This window comes from Shuttleworthella sp. MSX8B (assembly GCF_000524295.1).
In the GTDB taxonomy this organism is placed as follows: domain Bacteria; phylum Bacillota; class Clostridia; order Lachnospirales; family Lachnospiraceae; genus Shuttleworthia; species Shuttleworthia satelles.
The window spans coordinates 18,322-41,366 of the sequence record NZ_JAQT01000013.1 but is presented as its reverse complement, the minus strand read 5'-3'; the positions used below and the strand labels follow the sequence as shown (position 1 = coordinate 41,366).

The 23,045-nt window shown below is 48.6% G+C and carries 23 protein-coding genes and 3 pseudogenes; 1 reads left to right on the top strand and 25 read right to left on the bottom strand.

Annotated features, from left to right (window positions below; translation table 11 throughout):
• Nucleotides 1–127: 127 nt before the first annotated feature.
• The 20 genes and pseudogenes from HMPREF1508_RS10865 to HMPREF1508_RS03605 all read right to left on the bottom strand — a co-directional run.
• A pseudogene (locus HMPREF1508_RS10865) lies at nt 128–289 on the bottom strand (IS3 family transposase); the annotation flags it as partial.
• A 101-nt stretch (nt 290–390) separates the two neighbouring features.
• Nucleotides 391–1,254: an aldo/keto reductase gene (locus HMPREF1508_RS03685; RefSeq protein ID WP_044959501.1), complete on the bottom strand. Its 864-nt coding sequence runs from the start codon at nt 1,252–1,254 to the stop codon at nt 391–393.
• A 15-nt stretch (nt 1,255–1,269) separates the two neighbouring features.
• Nucleotides 1,270–1,584, bottom strand: a pseudogene (locus HMPREF1508_RS03680) (carboxymuconolactone decarboxylase family protein); the annotation flags it as partial.
• A gap of 103 nt (nt 1,585–1,687) precedes the next feature.
• Complete coding sequence (locus HMPREF1508_RS10860; RefSeq protein ID WP_044959498.1) at nt 1,688–1,924, bottom strand: FAD-dependent oxidoreductase; 237 nt, start codon at nt 1,922–1,924, stop codon at nt 1,688–1,690.
• A gap of 103 nt (nt 1,925–2,027) precedes the next feature.
• Nucleotides 2,028–2,978 carry an NAD(P)-dependent oxidoreductase gene (locus tag HMPREF1508_RS03670; RefSeq protein ID WP_044959496.1) on the bottom strand — a complete coding sequence of 317 codons (951 nt, stop codon included), beginning with the start codon at nt 2,976–2,978 and terminating at the stop codon, nt 2,028–2,030.
• Nucleotides 2,979–3,185: 207 nt separating this feature from the next.
• On the bottom strand, nt 3,186–3,563 hold the full coding sequence (locus HMPREF1508_RS03665; RefSeq protein WP_330365249.1) for a hypothetical protein: 378 nt from the start codon (nt 3,561–3,563) through the stop codon (nt 3,186–3,188).
• Nucleotides 3,564–3,854: 291 nt separating this feature from the next.
• Nucleotides 3,855–4,532, bottom strand: coding sequence for a hypothetical protein (locus tag HMPREF1508_RS03660; RefSeq protein WP_044959493.1), 678 nt, complete (start codon nt 4,530–4,532; stop codon nt 3,855–3,857).
• Between the two features lie 3 nt (nt 4,533–4,535).
• On the bottom strand, nt 4,536–4,910 hold the full coding sequence (locus HMPREF1508_RS03655; RefSeq protein WP_044959490.1) for a hypothetical protein: 375 nt from the start codon (nt 4,908–4,910) through the stop codon (nt 4,536–4,538).
• Between the two features lie 15 nt (nt 4,911–4,925).
• Nucleotides 4,926–5,495, bottom strand: a complete 570-nt coding sequence (locus tag HMPREF1508_RS03650) for a hypothetical protein (protein WP_044959487.1) — start codon at nt 5,493–5,495, stop codon at nt 4,926–4,928.
• Nucleotides 5,496–5,761: 266 nt separating this feature from the next.
• A pseudogene (locus tag HMPREF1508_RS10785) lies at nt 5,762–5,985 on the bottom strand (type II toxin-antitoxin system YafQ family toxin).
• Nucleotides 5,982–6,254, bottom strand: coding sequence for a type II toxin-antitoxin system RelB/DinJ family antitoxin (locus HMPREF1508_RS03645; protein ID WP_044959484.1), 273 nt, complete (start codon nt 6,252–6,254; stop codon nt 5,982–5,984). The pseudogene HMPREF1508_RS10785 and the gene HMPREF1508_RS03645 overlap by 4 nt, the downstream one beginning before the upstream one ends.
• A 525-nt stretch (nt 6,255–6,779) precedes the next feature.
• Nucleotides 6,780–8,369, bottom strand: a complete 1,590-nt coding sequence (locus HMPREF1508_RS03640; RefSeq protein ID WP_198015556.1) for a recombinase family protein — start codon at nt 8,367–8,369, stop codon at nt 6,780–6,782.
• A gap of 38 nt (nt 8,370–8,407) precedes the next feature.
• On the bottom strand, nt 8,408–9,256 hold the full coding sequence (locus HMPREF1508_RS03635) for a DNA adenine methylase (RefSeq protein WP_044959482.1): 849 nt from the start codon (nt 9,254–9,256) through the stop codon (nt 8,408–8,410).
• Between the two features lie 26 nt (nt 9,257–9,282).
• Entirely contained in the window at nt 9,283–10,944 is a 1,662-nt protein-coding gene (locus tag HMPREF1508_RS03630) for an AAA family ATPase (RefSeq protein ID WP_044959479.1), read from the bottom strand.
• 94 nt (nt 10,945–11,038) lie between these two features.
• A complete protein-coding gene (locus HMPREF1508_RS03625) occupies nt 11,039–11,962 on the bottom strand; it encodes a NotI family restriction endonuclease (protein WP_044959477.1) in 924 nt (307 codons plus the stop codon).
• 1 nt (nt 11,963) lies between these two features.
• Nucleotides 11,964–13,154, bottom strand: coding sequence for a DNA cytosine methyltransferase (locus HMPREF1508_RS03620; RefSeq protein ID WP_044959475.1), 1,191 nt, complete (start codon nt 13,152–13,154; stop codon nt 11,964–11,966).
• Nucleotides 13,155–13,161: 7 nt separating this feature from the next.
• Nucleotides 13,162–13,332, bottom strand: coding sequence for a DNA-binding protein (locus HMPREF1508_RS09875; RefSeq protein WP_084640231.1), 171 nt, complete (start codon nt 13,330–13,332; stop codon nt 13,162–13,164).
• A gap of 210 nt (nt 13,333–13,542) precedes the next feature.
• Nucleotides 13,543–13,767 (bottom strand): DUF6061 family protein, encoded by a 225-nt coding sequence (locus HMPREF1508_RS03615; protein ID WP_044959473.1) that lies wholly within the window; start codon nt 13,765–13,767, stop codon nt 13,543–13,545.
• 13 nt (nt 13,768–13,780) lie between these two features.
• Nucleotides 13,781–15,619: a 23S rRNA (uracil(1939)-C(5))-methyltransferase RlmD gene (gene rlmD / locus HMPREF1508_RS10525; RefSeq protein WP_044959470.1), complete on the bottom strand. Its 1,839-nt coding sequence runs from the start codon at nt 15,617–15,619 to the stop codon at nt 13,781–13,783.
• Between the two features lie 287 nt (nt 15,620–15,906).
• Nucleotides 15,907–16,863, bottom strand: coding sequence for a 3'-5' exoribonuclease YhaM family protein (locus HMPREF1508_RS03605; protein WP_006906483.1), 957 nt, complete (start codon nt 16,861–16,863; stop codon nt 15,907–15,909).
• Nucleotides 16,864–16,951: 88 nt separating this feature from the next.
• Between HMPREF1508_RS03605 and HMPREF1508_RS03600 the strand changes: the two genes are divergently transcribed.
• Nucleotides 16,952–19,402, top strand: a complete 2,451-nt coding sequence (locus HMPREF1508_RS03600; protein WP_044959466.1) for an endonuclease MutS2 — start codon at nt 16,952–16,954, stop codon at nt 19,400–19,402.
• Nucleotides 19,403–19,724: 322 nt separating this feature from the next.
• Here HMPREF1508_RS03600 and HMPREF1508_RS03595 read toward each other — a convergent pair whose 3' ends face one another.
• The 5 genes from HMPREF1508_RS03595 to rpsM all read right to left on the bottom strand — a co-directional run bounded on the left by HMPREF1508_RS03595 (nt 19,725) and on the right by rpsM (nt 22,872).
• Nucleotides 19,725–20,249 (bottom strand): bL17 family ribosomal protein, encoded by a 525-nt coding sequence (locus HMPREF1508_RS03595; RefSeq protein ID WP_044959463.1) that lies wholly within the window; start codon nt 20,247–20,249, stop codon nt 19,725–19,727.
• 204 nt (nt 20,250–20,453) lie between these two features.
• Complete coding sequence (locus tag HMPREF1508_RS03590; RefSeq protein WP_006906486.1) at nt 20,454–21,416, bottom strand: DNA-directed RNA polymerase subunit alpha; 963 nt, start codon at nt 21,414–21,416, stop codon at nt 20,454–20,456.
• Nucleotides 21,417–21,465: 49 nt separating this feature from the next.
• Nucleotides 21,466–22,059 (bottom strand): 30S ribosomal protein S4, encoded by a 594-nt coding sequence (gene rpsD / locus HMPREF1508_RS03585; protein WP_044959461.1) that lies wholly within the window; start codon nt 22,057–22,059, stop codon nt 21,466–21,468.
• 18 nt (nt 22,060–22,077) lie between these two features.
• Nucleotides 22,078–22,470 carry a 30S ribosomal protein S11 gene (gene rpsK / locus HMPREF1508_RS03580; protein WP_006906488.1) on the bottom strand — a complete coding sequence of 131 codons (393 nt, stop codon included), beginning with the start codon at nt 22,468–22,470 and terminating at the stop codon, nt 22,078–22,080.
• Nucleotides 22,471–22,503: 33 nt separating this feature from the next.
• The gene (rpsM, locus tag HMPREF1508_RS03575) at nt 22,504–22,872 is read right to left on the bottom strand and encodes a 30S ribosomal protein S13 (protein WP_006906489.1); all 369 of its coding nucleotides are present in this window, start codon (nt 22,870–22,872) and stop codon (nt 22,504–22,506) included.
• Nucleotides 22,873–23,045: the final 173 nt, after the last annotated feature.

Sequence of the window (23,045 nt, the reverse complement as noted above, 5' to 3'; positions counted from 1 at the left end):
AGCCACCCCCAACTCCTTTCTATATTGAAGAGGACTGAGCCCTCCGAGTGTTGATTCGATCTGTGCAGTACCAGCGAATATAACTGTCGATCTCATATTTTAACGCAGCAATCGAACAGCCTTCCTAACTTCGGTTATAGAACATCTCGTTTTTTAGATGTCCGAAGAAGCCTTCACAGGCAACGTTGTCTGGTGAACAGCCTTTTCTCGACATAGATCTTGTAAGTCCCGCATCATCAACTATTTTGATCCATTCCGGTCATCGGTAATGACATCCGCGATCAGCGTTTGACATCTGTTTGGCCTGCACACATCTGATATCTATTTGACTACTCGTTAAAGCAAATTTTCCTATATTGCTCACAAATAGTCCCCCACAAATTAATTCACTTACAGTTTTCCTCCGAATACAGGGAAGAAGCTATGTTCACCATAGTCCTTCATCTTTTCCAAGTGCTTGAGGATTTCCATGTCTTCATCTGAGATTACGAAATCAACAGCTGCATTCGTCTTCATATGCTCCGGATTTGCCGTCTTCGGCAGGACAATCATACCAAGCTGAATATCAAAACGAATGCACAGCTGTGGAATTGTAACCTCATACTTTTCAGCCATATCAGCGATTGCCCTGATTTTAAGTGCCTCGCCGTGAGCAACCGGAGAATATGCCTCCATCACGATGCCCTTCTTCTGGCAATATCCAATCAGTTCCAAAGGTGAATTGGAAATATGGCAAAGCACCTGATTAACCATTGGCTTGATTTCTGCCGTTTCCCACAGGCTTTCAATATCTTCCTGTAGAAAATTGGATACACCGATGGCACGAAGCTTTCCTGCCTTGTAAGCATCCTCCAGTGCTCTCCAAGCTGCGCGATTGCCCTCCACATAGCGATCCTCACTCTGATTTACTTTGTCCCAGGGCTGTGGGCTGTGAATAATCATCATATCAAGATAATCAAGTCCCATGTCAGCAAGAGTCTTGTCAATGCTTGCCGCAGCCTCCTCATAGGTCTTGTACTCCGCGGCAACCTTTGATGTGACAAAGATCTGCTCTCTCGGCACGCCGCAAGCGCGGATCCCTTCGCCCACACCACGCTCATTTCCATAAGCCTGCGCCGTATCTATGTGACGATAGCCCATCCGCACGGCGAATTTTACGGCATCGGCCGCCTTGTCATTATCAATAAGCCATGTGCCAAGAGCCAGCACAGGAATTTCTACTCCATTACTTAATTCCTTCATTTCCTGATACATATATCATTCCTCCGTCCATACTTCTTTTGCGAGGTGAAACACAGCCCAGGCCTTCGGCCATCCTGCATAGAATGCGGCATGTGTGACAATAGCCGCAATTTCCTTCTTCGTCACGCCATGATTCTTCGCGTTCTGAAGATGAAATTTCAAGGATGAATCTGTGATTCCCTGTGCCATCAAAGTAACCACTGTGATGATGCTTCTAGTCTTCAGATCAATATCCTCGTTGTTCCAGTTCTCGCCGAAGAGAATATCATCATTGAAATGCGCAAACTCCGGAGCGAACTCTCCCAGCGCATCTCTTCCTGCTGTTTGAACTATTTTTTCCATGATAAATCCTCCCTACTTCGTCCAGATCAATCCTTCAATAGGCAGACCGGCATTGCGCATGCAGACAGCCACCTCCACCCACTTCAAGTCTTCTTCCTGATAATCACGGATTCCTCCGGAGGTTCGTGTCACTGCCGAATTTCTGGAGCATAGTATGGAGCCAGTTACTTACCGGCTCCATCCGCTTACACCGCTGGCGATGGCGCCGCCATCCATCAATCTTTTGCTCTTGAGGAATGCCGCCGGAAACGGGCAGTTTTTCGATCTGGATGACAGATGCGCTTTGGCGTGCAGCTGCGATTGCAGCGATGCAGCCGGCCGTACCAGCACCGGCAACCAAAACATCCGTTTCCAGAACAGGAAGCTGTACAGTAGGTGCATCTGCTGCGCTGGACTGTTTTTAAGGAGAAATGGTTCAAAGAAAATAGTAAATACAGGAGAAATCAGAGAATGACGTTGATCTGATGACCTTCCATCCATTTGGCGAGATTATCAAAGACAATCTCGGCTCGGAGACTCATAGACTGCTGCGTGGCAAATGCGACATGGGGAGTTACAAGGCAGTTGGGGGCATGCAGGATGGGAGAGGCGGTGTCCAGCGGCGGCTCTTTATCAAAGACATCAATGGCAGCACCGGCAATCACACCGTTTTCAAGCGCTACGGTGAGGTCTTTTTCCGCGACAACAGGGCCGCGCGCAACATTGACCAGAAGAGCGGTGGGTTTCATCATCGCAAGCTTTTCTGCGTTGATCATGCCACGGGTGGAATCATTCAGCGGGCAATGCAGAACAACGATGTCCGAGCGGCGGAGTAATTCGTCCTGAGTGACCTGCTCGATGTATCCTGCAACGCCATCATGGTGCGTACGGCTCTGAGCCAGAACATTAGCACCAAATGCGTGGAACAGTTCGCCAGTCCGGGTACCGATTTTGCCAAGACCGATAATACCGACCGTTTTGCCCTTAATCTCCCAGCCGACAAGACCAGTCTTGTCCTTTCCTTCACGGCAGCGGTCTTCCACGCTGCGGAGATTTCGGGCAAGAGAAAGAGTCGTACCGATAACCAGCTCGGAAACTGCCTCATTGGAGTAACCGGAAGCGTTGCTGACGGCGATATTCTTCTCCTTGGCAGCATCCAGACCAACATGATCCACACCGGTAAAAGCGACATCGATAAACTTGAGCTTATCACATTTGCGCAGGACATCGGCTGGCATCGGCATATTGGCAAGGATCATGGCATCTGCATCCTTGGCTTCTTCGACCAGCTGGGCGGAATCGGTGGTTTTGGGATAGTCCACAAACACATGACCCTGCGCTTCAAAAGGTGCTTTGCGGGCAGCAAGCTCTTCGGCAGAGATGCCAAGGGATTCCATAATTACGATTTTGCTCATAATAAAAGCCTTCTTTCAATGCAGTTGAATGACAATGAATTTGTGCGGGGAGTTTTTGCCTTAAAACACACCTGTTCTTGCCCTTGTGCGTTCGCGGAAACAGGTCAAAGCCCTTGCTCTTATCTATTATATACACCCTTACAGAATTGCCAATCGTCTCAAGACTTCACTCTGAGGGAACAAGTCTGAAATTCCATCGTCTCAACTCTAATGTTGCCGAAATTGATATTTACCTTTGCCATGTCCCGACACAGATTCAATGACTCCATATTCCACCATTGCCCTCAGAAGATCAGAGGCTCTGGATGCTTTAATATCAACCACCTTCATCACAGCTGAGCGTCCAAAGATCGTCTGACCCGGAAATGCTTCACGAAGTTTCAAAATATGACTTGCTGTTTTCGGCTGGAATGATTTTTCAATGTCCAGTTTTAACGTCTCAATGTCCGATTTTGTAATTTCAATGTCCGGTTTTTCTGTTTCTTTAAATGTTCCACTAATATGCAATGTCCGGTTATGAATCGGAAAGCAGCGCAGCAATCCGTGCGGAAACCTTGTCAGCTTCCTCGGTGCGGTCTGACGCATCACGGGTAGGATTTCCCTCGTAATAGACCTGCAAAAGCGCATTTGCCTCTTCAAAGGAAATCTCGCCCTCGATATTCCGGACGGCAGTATGCACAAGATATTCTGATGTCTTTAGCCCGTCAACCGCCTGCAGGCCAATGGCTGTATGCCATGCATAGCCCTTGTCTCGCTTTGCCGGTTCAGATCCTTGGGAAAATATCGTTCAGCAAACTCAATAATGCCTTTTATTCTTCCGTAACGCCATGTATCTTCGCCAGGCCACCCCTGTCTGATTTCTCGTTTCATAAGCTGTTACCAATCTACAAATAATTCTTTCAGCAACACGTATCCTTCTGGTCGTTGATCTGAAACACCGATAATATCTCCAAGCCATTCTCCCGGTTCCGTAACCCTTCCATATCCCATTAGGATTGGAAGAGGGTCAGAGTAATCATTTCTTGTATGGTCTTGATACAGCACAACAGTTTCATCAAGAGAATAATATACTTTTTTCGTGTGGTTGAGGGTGTACTTATATCTCTTCGCCTGCTTTATAAAGAGTCCTTGAAAAGGCTTTTCAAAATCTATTCCGTATTCGTTAAAACGATCGAGTCTACCGTAGTCCCTCAATTCCTCTATGTAATAGCCTATCTCTTCACGGACATCTTTTTCCGCCTCCCTAAAAAGACACGATACATTTCTGTAAGACTCACATATCATGTCAAAAGCATCTCCCGGATATCCGAATGCCGCCGACTGATCATAAAGAGTCTGAATTATCTTGTTGGGAAACGGATTTGAAACCGAGCATTCATCTCCAAACCAAAGAACATGGTCTCCTTTCCACTCATCGTTCAACAAGGTATGAAGTGCGTGAAGCGGTATACTATCTTTATGCATGGATTCATGAAACTTGTTCCCGTAGTCAAAATCCGCAGGGCAAATGTATTCTCTTTTATCAACATTAACCCAGTTATAATATTCACCCATAAATCATGCCTCGCTTTTTTCCTGAGACGGAATTCCGAATTCAATATGCTCTGCAGCTATGCCGAGGAAACCTGAGTCAAGATTAAAAGCAATCTCATTTGGCTTTTCCCCACGCTCTACTTCGTAAATCCAAAAGCCCATAACAACATCGACAGACATCTCAAAAGAAGTAACCCCCTTGAAATGGAAGTCCCACACGAGGCCGGTGCTATCCTGTATTTTTGCCCCTGGAACAACTTCTTCAATCGTCACATCCGCCTTGCTCCCATCATAATGAACATTCCCAATTCGATAATCATGAAAGCCGTCTTGGTCTTCCAGATATTTTATAATTTCTTCATACGATGTCAGTACCGTTTCTCGTTCTGTCCAACCCATTGATAATTGCCACCTTTATATAAACTGGATCCAGTGATCATATAAATCCATTTCCAAATCTTCAGAGATCACAATTGCTTGGATCGAATCATCGACCCTAATATAGCTATAAGTCTTACCATCGATCAAAACATTTTTATGTGAATATAGGGCTTCAACCTTTTCGTGATTCCCCCAAAAGCGGAACCGTATTAACACCCCTTTATCATGTTGTTCAGTCTTATAAATACGAAATGCGTTCTCTGCGGCTTTCTGTTCATCTCTCTCGCATATAAGTATTTCTTCATGAAGTTCTTGAAACATACGGTCTTCATCAAACTCATCTATTGGAACCATGTTCCCATCTTCACCGTCATCATATTCCAGGAAAACCTTCTTCCATTCATAGATGCCATTTACAACAAACCGAGTACCATGAGGCGTTTTAAAGCCCCAGGAATTGATGCCATAATCATCAATAAACTCACCATCGTATATTTCCGCAAATCTTTTTTTAATAGCAGTTATTCTTCTCTCGAGGTCAGTGATTTCGCCATATTTCCGGGGATGTTGGTTTACATCAAAAACCTCTCTGACTTCGCCCATTATATCCTCCAATCAATCGTAATACCCAAAATGACTGACTCTCATGTTGTCCGCCCCGCACTTTGGACACCGGTTCTTCCCTGATCGCGGATTAAGAATAAATTCTAATTCCGTGTTACACTTCTCACATTTTGGTTACCCATCAAAGAAATGAACCTTATAGTCTCTGATGGTCCCATACGGCGAAACGATAATTGGCTCAAAGACATATGCCGGCAATTCTAATGACATACGCGGGGTCTGATCCAACACTGCTTCCAACCGTCTCAGCAGTGTCTCTCTGAAATCAGAAGCCAGTCCGGCTCGATGTGGCATTCTCTCGTTCCTTTATAATTTCCGGACAAATCATGGTCGCGATGTTTCGCATCCAGTGTGCCGCCGTCAGCCAAAATATTCACGACCTCGAAAAGTTTGTCCAGATCCTTATTCTGCTTTTTGCCAGCTTCAGATCTTTCTTGAACTGGTTTGTAAATTTGACTTCGTACTTCATTCTTCCAGTGCCGCCCTGAGATCGTCCTTATTGGTATAACCCTTTACGCTGCTGTCCGAAGCAAGATGTCTGCCTTCTTCGATGGCGGCAGCGGTCACTTCATTCGGCACATCCAGCTTAAGAGAAAAAGGAATCCCATGTTCCCTGATGGTAGTCCGCAGAAACATATTGATAGCGGTTGTCATATTCATTCCCAGTTCCGAGTAAATCCGATCAGCCTGATCCTTGATATCCTTATCCACTCTGATATTCAGATTCGTAATTGCCATTGCATACACCTCCGTTTCTGGCCATAGTATATGCAATTATTCGTGCAACGCCAATACAACATCATTATATTTTACGAACCGGTCCAAGTAGATTTTAGTCTTTCAGAAAATACAGTAGGGCTGTTCCGATACCAAGTAGGAATGACAGAAATGCAGTGAAGATACTAAGCAAAAGGCTAATTTGGAAATAAGATTTTTTCTATTAGCCACCTTACCATTTATTCGTCCTCACTTTCAAAAACCTCCTTTGTATCTCCACACACCATATCAATGCAAACATAAACATCAATATGATTTTTTAGGACTTTTTTTCTTCCTCCATCGCCATCTTCATTAAAGACATAATGCTTGTAAAACTGCTTAAAATGCAGGATTTTTACGATTTCACTCTTTGTATCAACGCTATGGTCTCGGTTGTATCCTCTTTAACCCGACTTTTTTTGACGGAATCAATTCCTTCTTCAAGCGTCTCCTGAAGATTGCCGATATAGTCCGTGTCACCGCTCGTTCGCGGTGACCATTCCTTCACGCCAGAGAGTGTCGGCTTTCCTTCTGCTGCTGGCGCGACTCCGAACTCGACAGGTACCTTGAAGCGAATCTTCGACACCACGACGTCGCCCTCCTTCGGGTTCGCGTCGGAGTCAATCTCCACGCGCTCCACAATAGACCCTTCTTCTCGTCGTCCTTCAGCAAATCGAACTCGTCGGCAAACTTATCAATCTGCGAATAGACGTAATCCGCCGTTAGCCTGCCCTGACGAACTGCCTCCTCTTTTGCAAGTGCCTCGTCAAGCTTGTCTCTCTTGTCGGCGTTCGCGTCATACAGGCTATCCAGTCGTCTTTGCATGTCGTCATACTTGCGCTCGTAGTTCCTGTCGGACGCATCCAGAGAGTCCAGCTGGCGCGACAGCATGGCTATTGCGGACTCGTTGTCAGAGAGTGACTTCTTCATCCGCTCCAGCTCTTCTTCCAGCGCCTTGATGTCCGTGGACTCCTCCAGCTCATGCCGTATCCGCTCCTCAAACCGCTTGGAACGCGAAACGGCTTTGACAGCCGATATGACGGCGGAATCCACTATTTCCTGCCGGAACTGCCGCTTGAACGTGCAGCTTGGCCCCATCGCCTTCTTCGAATACTTGCACTGGTAGGCGTACGTGTCCTTGCCCCTCGTACCGTCCTTCTTCGTCCTTCCCTTGGTAAAGTTCGCTATCATGTGGCGACCACACACCGGGCAGACAAGGACGCCTGTCAAAAGATTGGCGTGCCCGCTCCGATTCCTTGGAAACAGCCTTGACTCCGCCTCCCACGTCTCTTTTGAGACAATCGGTTCATGCCTCCCGTCGCTCACTAAGTACTCTTTCTGTTTCACTGCATGGTACTCGCCGCGCTCGCCCTTTATCGGCTCCATCTGACGCCGACCATAGGCAATCTTTCCCATATAGACAGGATTGTCGATAATATGCTTCACGCTCGTCGGAGAGAAGAACGTGTACTTACCGTTTCCTCTCAGCTTCTTCTGGTAGCCGTGCGTGTTCAGCCATGTAGCGATGCCGTTCACGCCGCCTTCCTCGGCAACGTACTTGTCAAAGATAAGGCGGACGACCTCGGCTTCCTCCTCGTCGATTTTCAGGATGCCGTCGCCACCTTTTTCGATACGGTAGCCGAACGGGTCCTGTGCCCCGTTCCATAAGCCCATGCGGGCTTTCTGATACCGTCCTGCCCTCATCGTCTCGCGGATGTTCTCTCGCTCCATCTCGGCAAACGCTGACGAAATCTGGATAATCGTCTTGCCGATTCCAAAACTGTCGAGGTGCTCCTGAATGCAGTACAGGTTCACCTTGTAATCGTCGAGAATCTGCAAGGCGTTCGTCGAGTCCGCCGCGTTCCTTCCGAAGCGGGTAAGCGTATTGATGATGACGTAGTCCACGTCGGCACCGTTCTGTATCGCCTGAAGCATCTCCATGAACTGCGGACGGCCCGTGATATGCGATTTTGCAATTCCGGCAATCAGCTCGTCAACGTTTGCCCAGCCATGCTCATCAAGAGAGATCCCGATTTCCTCCGGCTTATGCCGTAGAATCAGCGCAATGAATTTACTTGTCTCATTTCCTGCCATTTCAAACACCAATCTTTTCATTGAACATTCAGGCTTATTTATTCACATAATGCAATCGTATCCGGCACGACAAGATTATCACTAAAGAATATAAACTCCTTAGCTTTTCTTGATCCATTTGCGCTGTAGGTAAGATCCAATAAGCTACTACGATACTCTCCATACAGTTCCGCAATTAAATCACATACATCATAGGTTACAATCCATTTTCTGGTGCATTTTTGAATTGCATCTCTAAGGTGTCGATGATCTATTTCCTGATATGCATTCATATACAATTCACTACCCTTAACCACATAAGGCGGATCAAAGTTTATGAACGCTTTATAGTAATGACGAAACACTGCTGGCTCAAGGAAACGAAGCGCATCTAAATTATATATATCTATATTTTCTCGCTTCTGATATATATCATTGATTTTTCTAACCAGTTCAGCTCTGTTAAAACGAGCATCTATTTTATAATTTCCTGTTTGTTTTTTTCCGCCAATGACACCAGCCATTATGACACCAGAAATATTCGTCCGGTTTAAGTAAAAGGCCGATTTGGCTAGTTCTATTGAAGGCGCATCATGCAAAGTCATATACAAGTTTCTCTGATGCTCCCATTCATCTATAGTTAATGGAACCTCCATAATAAAACGACACAGTTCATCGGGCGATTCAAGAATTGCCTGCCATATAGCATAAATTGCTGGATCTGAATCGTTAATCACAATACGTTTTACATCATTCTTGAATAAAAGCTTTAAAGCCAGCCCAGCTCCTCCGGCAAAAGGCTCTATATATGTGCCATGGAGATTATTAGCATCTATGATGGTTTTAACATAGCTATATAATTTAGTCTTCCCGCCAGGATACCGTAATGGCGTATATGTCTGTGGCATTTACATAGCTCCTTTCCATCAAGATTCTATTTCCATTCATTAGGATTTATTTCGTTATACATAGCGACTTTTTTGAACAGTATCTTCAAATCGTAGTAGAACTTATTTAGCATAGCCGTATTATCTGGGTTATGTAGCCAATGTTTAAATAGCAATTCAAAAAATGTCTTTTCGTTATTAAACAGTTCCTTTACAAACACTCTACGTTTCTTGTTTGCTCTTCCATTTGCTTCATCTTCTTGAAATTGCTGCCATGGATCACAGATATGCTCCAAATAATAAGGCTTGCTATATCCTTTATCTACGATTACACGGTCCGTCCAAAAAGCATCATCAGCATCATATATTATTTGAGCGTATTCTAAAAGGAGTTGTTCTGGAGATAATCCCGCCGGTGCATCGTGGTTATTCTTTCCTGGTAAAGCGATAATACAATTGGAGAGATCAGACGCATGGTCTCCATCCAACACACAAATGGAACTCATCGTCATGCGAAGCATTTTGCTATCTTTAAAAATATTGGACAAACTATCAGCTCCAAGGCTGGCCTTTACCAAATAAAACAGATTATGAACTGATGCAAATTCTTCTGGATGTTTAACAGAAAAATAATCAAACATCATCCTTAGCAAGAATCTGGCTTCCTCATCTTCAGTAAAGATTGGAATAATTTTGTCTTGGTATATATTCTCTTTTGTCAGAGAGCTCAAATGCATTTTGATTTTATAAAAATCAGGGTCATCCATTTTTACAACACTCGTAATGTTATCGAGAAGATAAATGACATTATCTTTTTTGGCAAGTAAATCTTCAATAGCTGACATACTATGCGTTGTAAATACCGCTTGAATTTTATATTGTGCACAATACTCCCTGAGAACATTTAAAACCTTAATCTGATACGCAGGGTGTAGCGTTGCATCCAGTTCATCCACAAGTAAAACACTTTCGATATCACGCTGCGAGTTAATTGAATTATAGTAATACTTCAAAGACACGATGGCCGCAAGAATAATATATAGATTATCTTCACCGGCAGATATTGTATTCGAATCAATGCCTTCAAAATTACTTGAAAACTCAGCTCGCGTTTTTAAATCACCCATTTGCTGTGCTGAATTATATGTGATTTCATAGTGCGTGAATTTTCTATATAGCTCGTTGATCTCATTTTGGTATTCAGCAGGAAGTGCTTTGCGTATGCCTTCAATTGCTTCGTCATTTTGGAATTCACCATAAGGCACAAGCCTGGACAACCCAAGATAAATAACAGGACAATACGGCAACTTTTCGTGAGAACCTCTTTTGTATAGAGGTTTGATTGCGTACCGGGTATTAATTGAAGAATTGTGACGTCGGAACCCAAGAGACTCCTGACCCCAATAGTCAACATTAAACAGCACTCCACTAACTCCGTGTGCAGGATCATTGTATTGCTTATCACCACGCGTTAAAGTCTCAACTTTGGGGTTTGTCACAGCGTTTACGGCATTTATCACTTGTAGGCATTTTTTATCGGTTACCCAATCACAACTTCTAGTAACCGATTGAAGCGAATTGCTAAATAAGTGCAATAGGGATGTCTTACATGTACCATTAGTTCCAGAAATCGCGTTTATTCCCGGTGCGAAGTCCAGCTCTAAATCTTTAAGTTTCCGGTACTGTGTTATGTGTAATTTTTTTATCATTTCTCCTCACTCCGCTTTTTCTTTATAAGCAATGCGTTAAAAGCACCGCCTGCGGCCAGCAATATCCCCTTTTGTAATACAACCTTTGCCTTTTTCACTCTTCATTGCCATATAGTGAGCGCCTTATTGCATCTCGATATACGTTTCCTTCCGGCAAGTCCATAGCCGAGAACGCTTCTTGAACCTTATAAACAGTTGTGCAATGCTCCTCTGTAATACCCAATGGAACAATTTCTCCATCTGCAATATCAGAAAACGAGCTTAAGTAATCGTATGAAATGAAGTGAATTGATGCTGGCTGTGTCGGAAATTTAGGTATTTTATCCTTTCCGCCAAGTCTATTCAACACACGATCATAAACAGGACGCGGGCATACAAAGTAAAGTCCTGTACGGCATAAATCCTCTCGTTGCAGCACCTGACCTTTGTATATAAGTTGCGGGATAATTCGTTTCGAAACATTCTCCCAGTTTAATCCAACTGTATCGGATTTTAAGGATCTGTCTTTTAATAACGCCGCTCTTGCCTCTCGATAATTTCCGGTAGTATCAATAGTCTGAACCTCAATAGCGGTAAATTCTATCAATTCACCTGCTTCATCTAAAAGCGCAAGAACCCAATCAACAAAATACGATCCTGTTCCTTTCCTCTGAGGCAGGCGTAACTCTCCACCCCATCCATGTCCAAAGACAGCAATCGCTCCTCCTTCGTTTTTTGCCCTAGCAACAGCAGCTCGGCCAGAATAGAGATTGTATTCTTTTTTGAATGCTGATCTTGCTATAGTTTTCAACATTTTATAGTCATCAGCGTATATTCTTATTGGGCAGCAAATGACATCAGGAGATTTATCTGAACTCTGATGGATAGAGCAGACACCAGAAACTGTACGATCTCGAGACAGAACTTTAGTGCACTGTGTCCCAAGAAACGGACACCTCTTTTGATTTGCTGCGCAAAGGGCAACGGCAGAAGAGTCCTCTGCTCGATACCCGAAGAATTCAGAGATATAGCCCGCCATATTATTTTACCTCCTGTAAAATAGACTTTATTGCAAGTCCAACAGCTTCTGCCAATAGCGGCGGAACTGCGTTCCCAACTTGGGCGAATTGTTCCGCCTGCGATCCTGTAAAGATATAATGATCAGGAAACGACTGTATTCTTGCGGCTTCTCGAACCGTAAAGGATCGTTCTTGTTCATAGTGGAAAAAAGCTCCCCAATGCGGATCACACTTCGTTAGTATTGTCGATGCCAATCCGTTAGGTTCCACTCTTCCATACCGTTTTGTATGATCAGATTTTCTCGCAAGTTGCATTCCCTTTGGTAACATATCATCTGGTATATCAGTCCAGTTACCGCCGGGTTTTATGTATTTCAAGCGCTCCAGATTGATTTTTGAAAGTTTCGGAGCTTCATGGTTATAGACTCCGCTACTTCCTATGCGTAACCTTCTTTGATAATCACATACAGGAGCACATAGATATTCTTTTACATTAGCCCCTTTTTCACCGGCCTTAAGAGGCGGCAAATCACCTATGGCTTCTTGAACAGTAGTAAAGCGAGATGACGCTAGTTCTGATGGATATTTTACCAAGACTTGTCCATCAAACGTTGTTGTGAAATTCGGCCTAATCGGAGCATGATAAATCGGCTCGGGGAAAACCATCGTGGGAAGCTCTGCTCCTCTTACGCCAATGATAATGGTTCTCCAACGCATTTGAGGAACCCCATAATAGGCAGCACCAAGAATTCGGACATCCGCTCCATAACCTAATTCGGCAAGAGAATCAAGAATTGCGTGTAATGTTGCCCCGTGTTCAAAAGATACTAACCCAGGTACATTCTCTATAAGAACAGCTCTTGGCTGAAAGGCGTCCACAAAGCGAAGATATTCTTTGAATAGATGGTTACGTTGATCAAGCACGCTTCTAACTGGAGCATTTATTGAAAATCCCTGACACGGGGGCCCTCCAGCCAAAAGATCCAGTTCGCCTTTTTGTAACCTAAGTTCTTCTCTAATCTGTTCGGCATCAAGTGTACGAATGTCAGCCGTTAGCACTTTCGCAGATGGATGGTTTTTCTTGTATGTCTCAGCGTATACCGGGACAATTTCTGAAGCAAAAAGGCTATGAAAGCCAGCCTCTGATAAGCCTTCTGATAACCCACCAGCTCCGGCAAAGAGATCCAACATTGTAAGGGTATTGCTAACCATCCTATATTCACCTCATATCAGCAGATTTAGTAGGCTTTTCGGCTTTTTCTGGAATAATCCAAATACGACTTAACTTCTGAGCTCCGTCTATACGCCCGCTTTTGCAAAGGATCTGAACTTGACGTTCAGTAATTTCCCACTTTTTAGCCGCGTCTTGTACAGTAATATATCCGTTCACAAGATACCTCCATGAAGAATGGGTATAAATCGACAAGTATATTGTATTCGTTTAAGCGAAATTGGTCAAGCGGTTATACAGTATTTCTATAGTTTTCCTGAATAATAGCTTTATCGCTCCGTGTATACATTGTATTTACGACTTCTGCAAATTGCCTTTCAAAAAAGTCTTGTCTTTAAGGAGTTTCACCGATTAAAAAGCAAACAGAGATTAGCTGGCAGAAAGATATTCTTGTAAGCCGTCGCTCAAAACAAGCTGAGCATATTCCAGCGGCTTATTGTAGATCAGCCAGTCCAGCTCACTACGCTGGAGCCGGTTTTCTGCAAACTGATTTTCTATACCTATCGTGTCTATCGTGATCCTTGATCCGCCTACATAGCAAAGCTCAACGCAGGCGTTATCCATATTGTACTCGCAAGAAATAAGCTGCTCCATTGTTTGCCTCCTGTTAGATCATTCCAAAGTGCTTGAACGCTTCTTTGATTGCCTCTTCTTTCTCCTTCGTGCAGTTCGGTTGTTTGGAATCCTCTGACTTCGGCAGATTATAGTTTTCCCGTTCGATGATCCTGCATTTTCGCTTTATCTGTGCTATGTTCAGATTCGTTACATGCAGACCGGTCTGCGCTTTTACATTATCTCTGATCTGATCATATGTTGCCTGCCCGCGCTTGTCCTGTACCAGTTCTTCCACGTCCACATCAATGTTGATATGCGTAACAGAATTTCTCAGAACTAAGAGACAGACCGTCTCCACATGCGTCGTCTGCGGAAACTGGTCCACCGGGCAGACCCTCTTTAGCGCATATCCTCCCTGACAAAGAATCTTCAGATCCCTCGCCAGAGTCGCCGGATCGCAGGAGACATAGACGATACGGTCCGGCTGCATCCTGAGCATGGTCTGAAGGCAAATGCCGTCGCAGCCCTTGCGGGGCGGATCCACTACAATCACATCCGGGTGCAGGGCGTCACTGACGACGGCGTCCCTCCCCTTTTTCTCCTGGCTACCCTCTGTCTTTTTTAGAGCACCGGTATTCTCCCTGGACTCCACCTGCCCATGGTCACAGATATTCTCCCCGGACTCCGCCTGTCCATGTCCACCGCGATCCTGTGCAGGACTATGCGTCCCCTTCTCCGACTCACCGGCTCTCTGGGCAAAACTTCCCTTCCCCTCATAGAATTCCGGCAACACTTCCTCCGCCTTTCCCACGAAGAAATGCGCGTTCTCTATGTCATTTCTCCTGGCATTGGCTCTCGCGTCCTCGATTGCCTCCGGGATAATCTCTACCCCATAGACCTGTCCCGCCTTCCTGGCCAGGAAAAGAGAGATGGTCCCGATCCCGCAGTAGAGATCCCAGACACTCTCCTGACCCTTGAGATCCGCGTACTCCAGAGCCTTTTCGTAGAGCCGGGCCGTCTGATAGGGATTGACCTGGTAGAAAGACCGGGGACTGATAGCAAAGGCGATATCGCCGATATAGTCCACAATGCTCTCCTGGCCCCAAACGCATCGGGTCTCGTCGCCCATGATGACATTGGTCTGCTTACAGTTGCTGTTGATGCAGATTGATTTCATACCGGCAATCTTTGTCAGCCGGTCAACCAGCTTCTGCTGCCGGGGCAATTCCCTGCCATTGATGATCAGGCAGACCATAATCTGTCCGCTGGCAAAGCCCTTGCGGATCAAAACGTGGCGAACCAGCCCCCTGCCGGTGACCTCGTCATATGGCCTGATTCCGCAGGCCCTCATGTAGTCCTTGACCGCCTTTAAAATGCTCTCGTTCTCCGGCGCCCCTAAGAGGCAGTCATCAATTGGGATAATGCGGTGACTCCTGGCCGCGTAGAAGCCGGAAATAATCTCTCCCTCCCTATTTGCTCCCAGGGGGAACTGGGCCTTGTTCCGGTAACGGAAAGCCTTCTCCATACCCAGGATGGGCTCCATGATCCGGTCCACCAGCTCCGGGGCAAAGCCTCCGATACGGATCAGATCATTTCTCACCCGCCTCTCCTTCCAGGCCTTCTGCTTCTCGTAGGAGAGAGCCTGCAGCTGGCAGCCTCCACACTGGCGGGCGATCGGGCAGACCTCCGGCACGCGGTTCTCAGAGGCCCGCAGGATCTCCTCCACCCGGGCGTAGCCATAGTTCTTCTTGACCTTGGTTGCCCGGGCCATGATCTGATCGCCCAGGACGGCCCCCTTGACGAAGAAGGTCATCCCCTGATCATGTCCGATCCCCTCGCCGCCCACGGCCATATCTTCAATTGTCAGGGGAAATAAATCATTTTTTTGCATATGTAGCTACACCTGTTTTCCCTTGCCGCAGAATTCTTCTATCTATCCCGCCGCAGACACCATCTCCCGTGCAGGTCCTCGCTGCAGGCGGGCGGAATCGCCTGTAGAAAGGATGTAGAAGCAGACATCGTCGCCACTGCAATTCCCCCGCCCCAAATTAAAAATCCCGACGGATGCTCACACAAGCGCCGGGACTTCCTTAATCGCGGTGACCAGGGCGGTCCCTCCACCGGATCCTCTGGTCGCAATGGAACGCCCCTGCAAGGCGCATCCAATGAATCCTGTATTTACTCTTCTTCCGGGCTGGTCTTTCGGATATTGGAATCCAACAGACGGTTGAAGCCCTGCCATTTGAGGTTGCCGGGAGCCAGATCTCCCAGGGCCTCCTTCATGGTCTCAAGCTTGGCGTCCGCATTGTCCGCGAAGGCCAGGGCCAGGGCCTCCGCGATGGCCGGCTTCTTGGGGGAACCGAACTCCAGCTCCCCGTGGTGGGCCAGAATACAGTGGATCAGCTCCGCCGACTTGGTCGGCGGAAAGCCCGGGATCTTGGTGATGCGGTTCTGCACGATCTGCGCCCCGATCATAATGTGCCCCAGCAGCTGACCTACGTCCGTATAGTCGTTCTTTGGATAGGGCGAGAGCTCATAGAGCTTCCCGATATCATGGAAAATCGCCGCTGTCAGAAGCAGACTTCGATCCAGGAAGGGATAGTGGGACGCGAAGAAATCACAGGTCTGAGCCACACTCAAGGTGTGCTCTAAAAGCCCTCCCACATAGCCGTGGTGAACGCTTTTTGCCGCGGAGTGGAACTTGAACTTTTCAGCGAAGCCCTCCTGCCTGACGAAAAAGGACTCCAGCAGCTCTCTCATACAGGGCGTTTTGACAGAGGCGATCAGATTCAGGAGTTCCTGATACATCTCGTCGGGATCTCTCTCAGAGCAGGGGAGGAAATCGGCCGGATTGTATTCTCCCTCTCTCGCCAGCCGAAGCCGCTTGATATTGAGCTGGCGGTTGCCATTGAAAATAATGACCTCCCCCGTCACCTGGATATAGTCCAGCTCCTCGTACTCGTCAATGCCCAGGGAGCCCGGATCCCAGATCTTCCCGTCCAGACTGCCTGTCTTATCCTGAAGTATCAAAGACTCATAGGGTTTGCCGTTCTTGGCTGTCGCCTGGGTCTTCTTGCGGCAGAGATAGATCTCATTGATGTGGTCTCCCTCAGCCAGCTCCTTGATATACTTCATTTGTTCTCCGTTCTAAGCGTCCTCGGCGCAGCGCACATTTGCTTTATCATTATAGCAGACAATCCCGCAAATATCGTATAATCCCCTTATGAACAGGAAAGTCTACAAAACACTCGAATACCATAAAATTCTCTCCATGCTGGAGGCCCGGGCCTCCTCCGACAAGGGAAAAGAATGCTGCCACCGCCTGCAGCCCCTTACAAACCTGCGCGATATACAATTCGCCCAGAGACAGACGGCGGACGCCCTGGGCCGTATCCTGGCAGGGGGATCCTTCTCCTTTGGCGGCATTTCCGACCCCGGCCCCCTGGGCAAACGCCTGGCGGTCGGAGCCAGCGCAAATGCCCGCGAGCTCCTGGCCATCGCCTCTCTTCTGACCCTGGCCGGTCGGGCAGCCGCCTACGGATCCAAGAAGAGGGAGAGTCTGCCCGACGACAGTCTGACCTCTCGCTTTGCGGCACTCGATCCTTTGCCCGGCCTGGCAAAAGAGATCAACCGCTGCATTCTCTCCGAGGATTCCTTTGCCGATGATGCCTCCCCCGGTCTCAGGCAGGTTCGCCGGGCCATGGCCTCTGTCAATGAGCAGGTCAGGTTCCAGCTAAACCGCATGCTCTCCTCTTCTGCCAGGGACTACCTGCAGGATGGGGTGATCACCATGCGGGACGGCCGCTACTGCCTGCCGGTCCGGGCCGAGTACAAGAACTACGTGCCCGGCATGGTTCACGATTCTTCTTCCTCCGGCGCCACCCTCTTCATTGAGCCCATGTCTGTCGTCAATCTCAACAATGAGCTCCGTGAGCTGGAGGGGAAGGAAGAGGAAGAGATCGCCCGGATCCTTCGCTCGCTCTCCGATCAGGTTCTTGAGAATATCGAGACCATCCAAATCGACTTCGACCGCCTGGCAGAGCTGGACTTCATCTTTGCCAAGGGCCAGCTGGCAGCCGATATGTCCGCGAGTCAGCCGGATTTCAATGAAGAGGGGATCATCAGCTTAAAGGCGGCCCGTCACCCCCTTTTGGACAAAAATACCGTTGTCCCCATTGATATCAGCCTGGGACAGAACTACAACCTCCTGGTCGTGACCGGTCCCAACACCGGCGGCAAGACGGTCTCCCTCAAGACCTGCGGCCTGCTGACGCTCATGGGACAGGCAGGCCTGCACATTCCCGCCAGGGATCACAGTCAGCTGGCCGTCTTTGACAATGTCTACGCGGACATCGGAGATGAGCAGAGCATCGAGCAGTCTCTGTCCACCTTCTCCTCCCACATGACCAATATTGTCCATATCTTGGACGGCGTCGACTCCGTTCTGTCAAATGGCCACGACGCCTTAGTCCTCTTCGATGAGCTCTGCGCCGGCACGGATCCGGCGGAGGGGGCCGCCCTGGCCACCGCGATTTTAGATCGCCTTCACAGGCGCCAGGTCCGGGTCATGGCCACGACCCACTATTCCGAGCTCAAGGTCTACGCACTCTCAACCGAGGGCGTAGAAAATGCCTCCTGTGAGTTCTCCCTGGAGACCCTCTCCCCCACCTACCGGCTTCTGATCGGCATTCCGGGCAAGTCCAATGCCTTCGCCATCTCCTCTAAGCTGGGACTGGCCGCGGACATCATCAGCGACGCCCAGAGCCGTATCGATGAGGAGAGCGTCTCCTTCGAAGACCTGCTGGCCGACCTGGAGAACCGTCGCAACGCCATCGAGAAGACCCAGGCCGAGACCCGGGCGGCCAAAGCCTCCATCGATAAGACCCGGATCCAGCTGGATCAGAGGCTGGCCCAGCTCAACGCCTCCAAAGATAAGGTCCTGCAGTCTGCCAACCTTGAGGCGGCCCGCATCCTCAAGGAGGCCAAGGAAACCGCCGACAAGACCATCCGGGACTTCCATAAGTACGGCCGGGCTGCTGCCGCGGATATGACCCGCATGGAGCAGGAGCGAAGAGCCCTGGGCGAGAAGCTCAAGACCCGCCAGAACAAGTCCCGGGCCTCTGCCGGGATGGAGCAGGAGCGAAAAAAGGCCCCTGTCCCGAAGGCAAAAGATCTCCATATTGGCGACAAGGTCAAGGTCCTTTCCATGGGGGTCACTGCGACCGTCCACTCTCTTCCGGACAAGTCCGGCCATCTGGAGGTCCAGATGGGGATCATCCGCAGCCGCGTCAAGCTGACCGACCTTGTTCTGGTCAGCGACCAGAGCTTAGCGACCTTAAACGGACAGCAGCTACCCGGAACCGGCAGACGGCGGGCCCCGGGCTCCGGCGGCAGACAGTCAGCCTCTTCCTTCAACAAGTCCGCCTTCATCTCGCCTGAGATCAAGCTCCTCGGCATGAGCGGGGACGAGGCTATCTGTGCTCTGGACAAATACCTGGATGACGCCGTCCTCTCCCATCTCAGAGAGGTTCGCGTCGTTCACGGCAAGGGCACCGGGGTCCTGCGTCAACGGGTCCACGAATATCTCAACGGAAATCCCCACGTCAAGTCCTACGACCTGGCTTCCTACGGTCAGGGCGACGCGGGTGTGACAGTCGTCAAGCTGCTCGATTAATCTTGCTTTCGCTCTCCCGCTCTCTCTCATCGGTTCAAGTCCTTTATTCTTCAGACAGGAGGATTTGCAGTCAGATATCGTAGTCTGAAGGCAGATTCATCAAGACGTTTTATCCCTTCACTCAATTTTTGGTTCTACAATAAATGTGATTCTACAATAAATGTGGGGGCGAATAGATGTTTCCATTCGCCCCTAAGTGTATGATTGGATAAAAAGATCCCTCCCGGCATTTCAAACCGGGAGGGATTTTCATTTCTGCCCATGGAACAGCTGCAAAACAGCTGTTTCACGGGCTCACGTTCTTGTTTTGGAAAGATTAGGCTTAAACTAACTCCAGAACAACTTCCATCGCGCCGTCGCCCTTGCGCTGGCCAATCTTGATGATTCTGGTGTAACCGCCGCTGCGGCCATCATACTTGGGGCCAATCTCATCGAAGAGCTTGGCGACAAGGTCGACCTTCCTGGTCTCACGCTTCTTGGCTCCTACCTCTGTGATGGGATAGAGCACCTTGAGCATCTGACGCCTTGCGTGCAGACGGCTGGGCTGATCCTTCCTGATCTTCTTCTCGATGGTCTCATAGACGGTCACCTTCTTGCCGTCTACGACTTCCTTCTTGCGCTTTCCGTCAGCGTCCTTAACAGCGACCTTGGCCTGGACGGAGACCTCGTCGAAGTTATTCCTCTCGCGGATCGCGAGCGCGATCAGGCCCTCAGCGATTTTGGCGGCCTCCTTGGCCTTGGCCTCTGTAGTCACGATACGGCCCTTGTAGAGCAGGTTGGTAACCTGATTCCGAAGAAGCGCCTTGCGCTGTGATGAAGTTCTGCTTAACTTACGATACTTAGCCATGATATTACCTCCTGTCAGGTGGGAGCGATCGGCCTGCTTCATCGGACTTACAGCCCATCGCCCGTGTGCTTACTGGTGAACGACATACCGTATCGGTCACCCTGTGCCACTTCGGGGTTTTCAGAGCGCGGCGCCCTTCGGACTTATCCGCGTTCTCAGAAGACAAATCCAAATCGTCTCAGACTCAGATCGTCTCCTTCCTTCTTACAGTTCTTCCGTCTGCCGGAGTGAGAGTCCCATCTCCTGCAGCTTCTGGAGGACCTCCTCCAGAGACTTGCGCCCGAGATTACGAACCTTCATCATATCCTCGGGCGTCTTGTTGACCAGCTCCTCGACGGTGTTGATTCCGGCCCTCTTCAGGCAGTTGTAAGAACGCACAGATAATTCGAGCTCGTCGATGTTCATCATCTTCATGCTCGCCGTATCCGCGGACGGCTTCTCTACCATGATCTCTGTGTTCCTGGCATTCTCGGAGAGATCAATAAAGAGATTCAGGTGTTCAGAGAGCACCTTGGCTGCAAGGCTTGCCGCCTCGTCCGGACCGATTGTTCCATTGGTCCAGACCTCTAATGTCAGCTTGTCGAAGTCAGTCACCTGACCGACACGCGTGTTCTCAACATTCATGTTGACACGCTCTACAGGGGTGTAGATAGAATCAACCGCGATCACACCGATGGGTGTGTCATCCGTCTTATTCTTGTCGGAAGAGACATAGCCTCTTCCCTTGCTGATGGTCAGCTCCATGTACAGCTTGCTGTCAGAGCCGCCATTCAGATGCGCGATCACAAGATCCGGGTTCACGATCTCGATATCGGAATCCACCTGGATATCCGCTGCAGTGACGGTCCCCTCGCCCTCATACTCGATGTAGGCGACCTTGGGCTCATCCGTCTGACTGTTGCTACGGATTGCCAGCTGTTTGATATTCAGAACGATCTCAGTGACGTCTTCCTTCACTCCAGGGATTGAGCTGAACTCGTGCAGAACGCCCTCGATCTTAATCTGGGTTACAGCGACACCGGGCATAGAACTGAGCATAATCCTGCGCAGTGAATTGCCGAGGGTGATTCCGTAACCTCTCTCCAAGGGCTCTACGACGAACTTGCCATACTTCTTATCATCAGAAATCTCTGCGATCTCAATGTTTGGTTTTTTGAAATCCAGCATTTATATGCCCTCCCTATCGACTATGCAAGGTCTTGATAAACGACTCTAATTACTTAGAATACAGCTCGACGATCTGCATCTCATCGACCGGGACATCGATCTGATCTCTGGTCGGAAGCGACTTGACAGTAGCCTTCAGATTCTCCGTATCGGCCTCAAGCCAGTCGGGAATCATGCGTCCTCCGGTGACCTCGATGATATCCTTCATGCGCTGGAGGGTCTTCTTCTTCTCAACGATCTCAACAAGATCTCCGGCCTTCACAAGGTAGGAGGGGATATTGACCTTCCTGCCATTGACCGTGACGAACTTGTGGTCGACAATCTGCCTTGCCTCGCGGCGGGTGCGGGCCCAGCCCAGACGGAATATGACATTGTCGAGACGGGACTCTAAGATCGTCATCAGGTTCTCACCGGTCTGACCCTTCTTGACGTCCGCCTGCCTGTAGTAATTACGGAAAGGCTTCTCCAGAACGCCATAGATGAACTTGGCCTTCTGCTTCTCCTTCAGCTGCTTGCCGTACTCGGAAACCTTGCGGCGAGAGTTGCGGGGCTGCCTCTTGGACTTCTTATCTACGCCTAAGAAAACAGGATCCAAACCAAGGGATCTGCATCTCTTAAGGACTGGTGTCTTATCAATAGCCATCTTTGATGAACCTCCTAATTAAACTCTTCTACGCTTGGGGGGACGGCAGCCGTTATGAGGAACGGGGGTAACGTCCTTGATGCTCTGTACCGTCAATCCGGCAGCCGCAAGCGCGCGGATCGCGGCTTCACGACCTGAACCCGGCCCCTTGACGAAGACGTCAACGGTCTTAAGGCCATGAGGAAGAGCTGCCTTGGTGGCAGTCTCCGCAGCCATCTGTGCAGCATAGGGAGTAGATTTCCTTGAACCTCTGAATCCGAGACCGCCGGCACTTGCCCATGAAAGAGCGTTTCCCTGCGCATCTGTCAGAGTCACAATGGTGTTATTGAAAGATGCCTGGATATGTGCCTGTCCGTGTTCAACGTTTTTCTTTACGCGCTTCTTCGTAACTTTTCTTGTCACTTTAGCCATAATGTCTAACTAACCTACTTTCTCGTTATGCAATTACTTCTTCTTATTCGCAACGGTCTTCTTGGGTCCCTTGCGGGTTCTGGCATTGGTCTTGGTCTTCTGACCGCGAACGGGCAGACCCTGACGATGGCGCTTGCCGCGATAACAGCCGATCTCCTGCAGTCTCTTGATATCAAGAGCTGTCTGCCGTCTGAGGTCACCCTCGACGGTAAGCGTCTCCTCAATTGCGTTGCTGATTCTCTTTACTTCATCATCGGTCAGATCCTTGACACGGGTGTCCGGATCCACATTAGCAGACGCGAGCACCGCATCTGAACTAGCTCTGCCGATTCCGTAAATGTAAGTTAAACCAATTTCAATTCGCTTCTCTCTTGGTAAATCTACACCTGCGATACGAGCCATGTGTATTTAACCTCCATAAAATCCTGGATACCTGGGTATCCGTTATCAGTAGAAGCAGTCTCTACCCCATACAGCTCCGGTCTCCCGGCCTGAAATGTGTGTATGTCCTCGATTCCGCCTTTCGCTCTCGCGATATCTTCCCCGGCACTCGGTATGCAATGCCTGGAATCTAT

What these genes read in the sequence shown, in the direction of transcription:
- HMPREF1508_RS03605 (WP_006906483.1), bottom strand. Translation starts at nt 16,863, where the DNA reads ATGAAGTATATCAAGGAGCTGGCTGAGGGAGACCACATCAATGAGATC.
- HMPREF1508_RS03670 (WP_044959496.1), bottom strand. Translation starts at nt 2,978, where the DNA reads ATGAGCAAAATCGTAATTATGGAATCCCTTGGCATCTCTGCCGAAGAG.
- HMPREF1508_RS03590 (WP_006906486.1), bottom strand. Translation starts at nt 21,416, where the DNA reads ATGCTGGATTTCAAAAAACCAAACATTGAGATCGCAGAGATTTCTGAT.
- HMPREF1508_RS03655 (WP_044959490.1), bottom strand. Translation starts at nt 4,910, where the DNA reads ATGGGTTGGACAGAACGAGAAACGGTACTGACATCGTATGAAGAAATT.
- HMPREF1508_RS03660 (WP_044959493.1), bottom strand. Translation starts at nt 4,532, where the DNA reads ATGGGTGAATATTATAACTGGGTTAATGTTGATAAAAGAGAATACATT.
- rlmD (WP_044959470.1), bottom strand. Translation starts at nt 15,619, where the DNA reads ATGCAAAAAAATGATTTATTTCCCCTGACAATTGAAGATATGGCCGTG.
- HMPREF1508_RS03595 (WP_044959463.1), bottom strand. Translation starts at nt 20,249, where the DNA reads ATGGCTAAGTATCGTAAGTTAAGCAGAACTTCATCACAGCGCAAGGCG.
- HMPREF1508_RS03685 (WP_044959501.1), bottom strand. Translation starts at nt 1,254, where the DNA reads ATGTATCAGGAAATGAAGGAATTAAGTAATGGAGTAGAAATTCCTGTG.
- rpsK (WP_006906488.1), bottom strand. Translation starts at nt 22,470, where the DNA reads ATGGCTAAAGTGACAAGAAAAGTTACGAAGAAGCGCGTAAAGAAAAAC.
- HMPREF1508_RS03665 (WP_330365249.1), bottom strand. Translation starts at nt 3,563, where the DNA reads ATGCGTCAGACCGCACCGAGGAAGCTGACAAGGTTTCCGCACGGATTG.
- HMPREF1508_RS03630 (WP_044959479.1), bottom strand. Translation starts at nt 10,944, where the DNA reads ATGATAAAAAAATTACACATAACACAGTACCGGAAACTTAAAGATTTA.
- HMPREF1508_RS03600 (WP_044959466.1), top strand. Translation starts at nt 16,952, where the DNA reads ATGAACAGGAAAGTCTACAAAACACTCGAATACCATAAAATTCTCTCC.
- rpsM (WP_006906489.1), bottom strand. Translation starts at nt 22,872, where the DNA reads ATGGCTCGTATCGCAGGTGTAGATTTACCAAGAGAGAAGCGAATTGAA.
- HMPREF1508_RS03615 (WP_044959473.1), bottom strand. Translation starts at nt 13,767, where the DNA reads ATGGAGCAGCTTATTTCTTGCGAGTACAATATGGATAACGCCTGCGTT.
- HMPREF1508_RS03645 (WP_044959484.1), bottom strand. Translation starts at nt 6,254, where the DNA reads ATGGCAATTACGAATCTGAATATCAGAGTGGATAAGGATATCAAGGAT.
- HMPREF1508_RS03625 (WP_044959477.1), bottom strand. Translation starts at nt 11,962, where the DNA reads ATGGCGGGCTATATCTCTGAATTCTTCGGGTATCGAGCAGAGGACTCT.
- HMPREF1508_RS03620 (WP_044959475.1), bottom strand. Translation starts at nt 13,154, where the DNA reads ATGGTTAGCAATACCCTTACAATGTTGGATCTCTTTGCCGGAGCTGGT.
- HMPREF1508_RS03635 (WP_044959482.1), bottom strand. Translation starts at nt 9,256, where the DNA reads ATGCCACAGACATATACGCCATTACGGTATCCTGGCGGGAAGACTAAA.
- HMPREF1508_RS03640 (WP_198015556.1), bottom strand. Translation starts at nt 8,369, where the DNA reads ATGGCAGGAAATGAGACAAGTAAATTCATTGCGCTGATTCTACGGCAT.
- HMPREF1508_RS03650 (WP_044959487.1), bottom strand. Translation starts at nt 5,495, where the DNA reads ATGGGCGAAGTCAGAGAGGTTTTTGATGTAAACCAACATCCCCGGAAA.
- rpsD (WP_044959461.1), bottom strand. Translation starts at nt 22,059, where the DNA reads ATGGCTATTGATAAGACACCAGTCCTTAAGAGATGCAGATCCCTTGGT.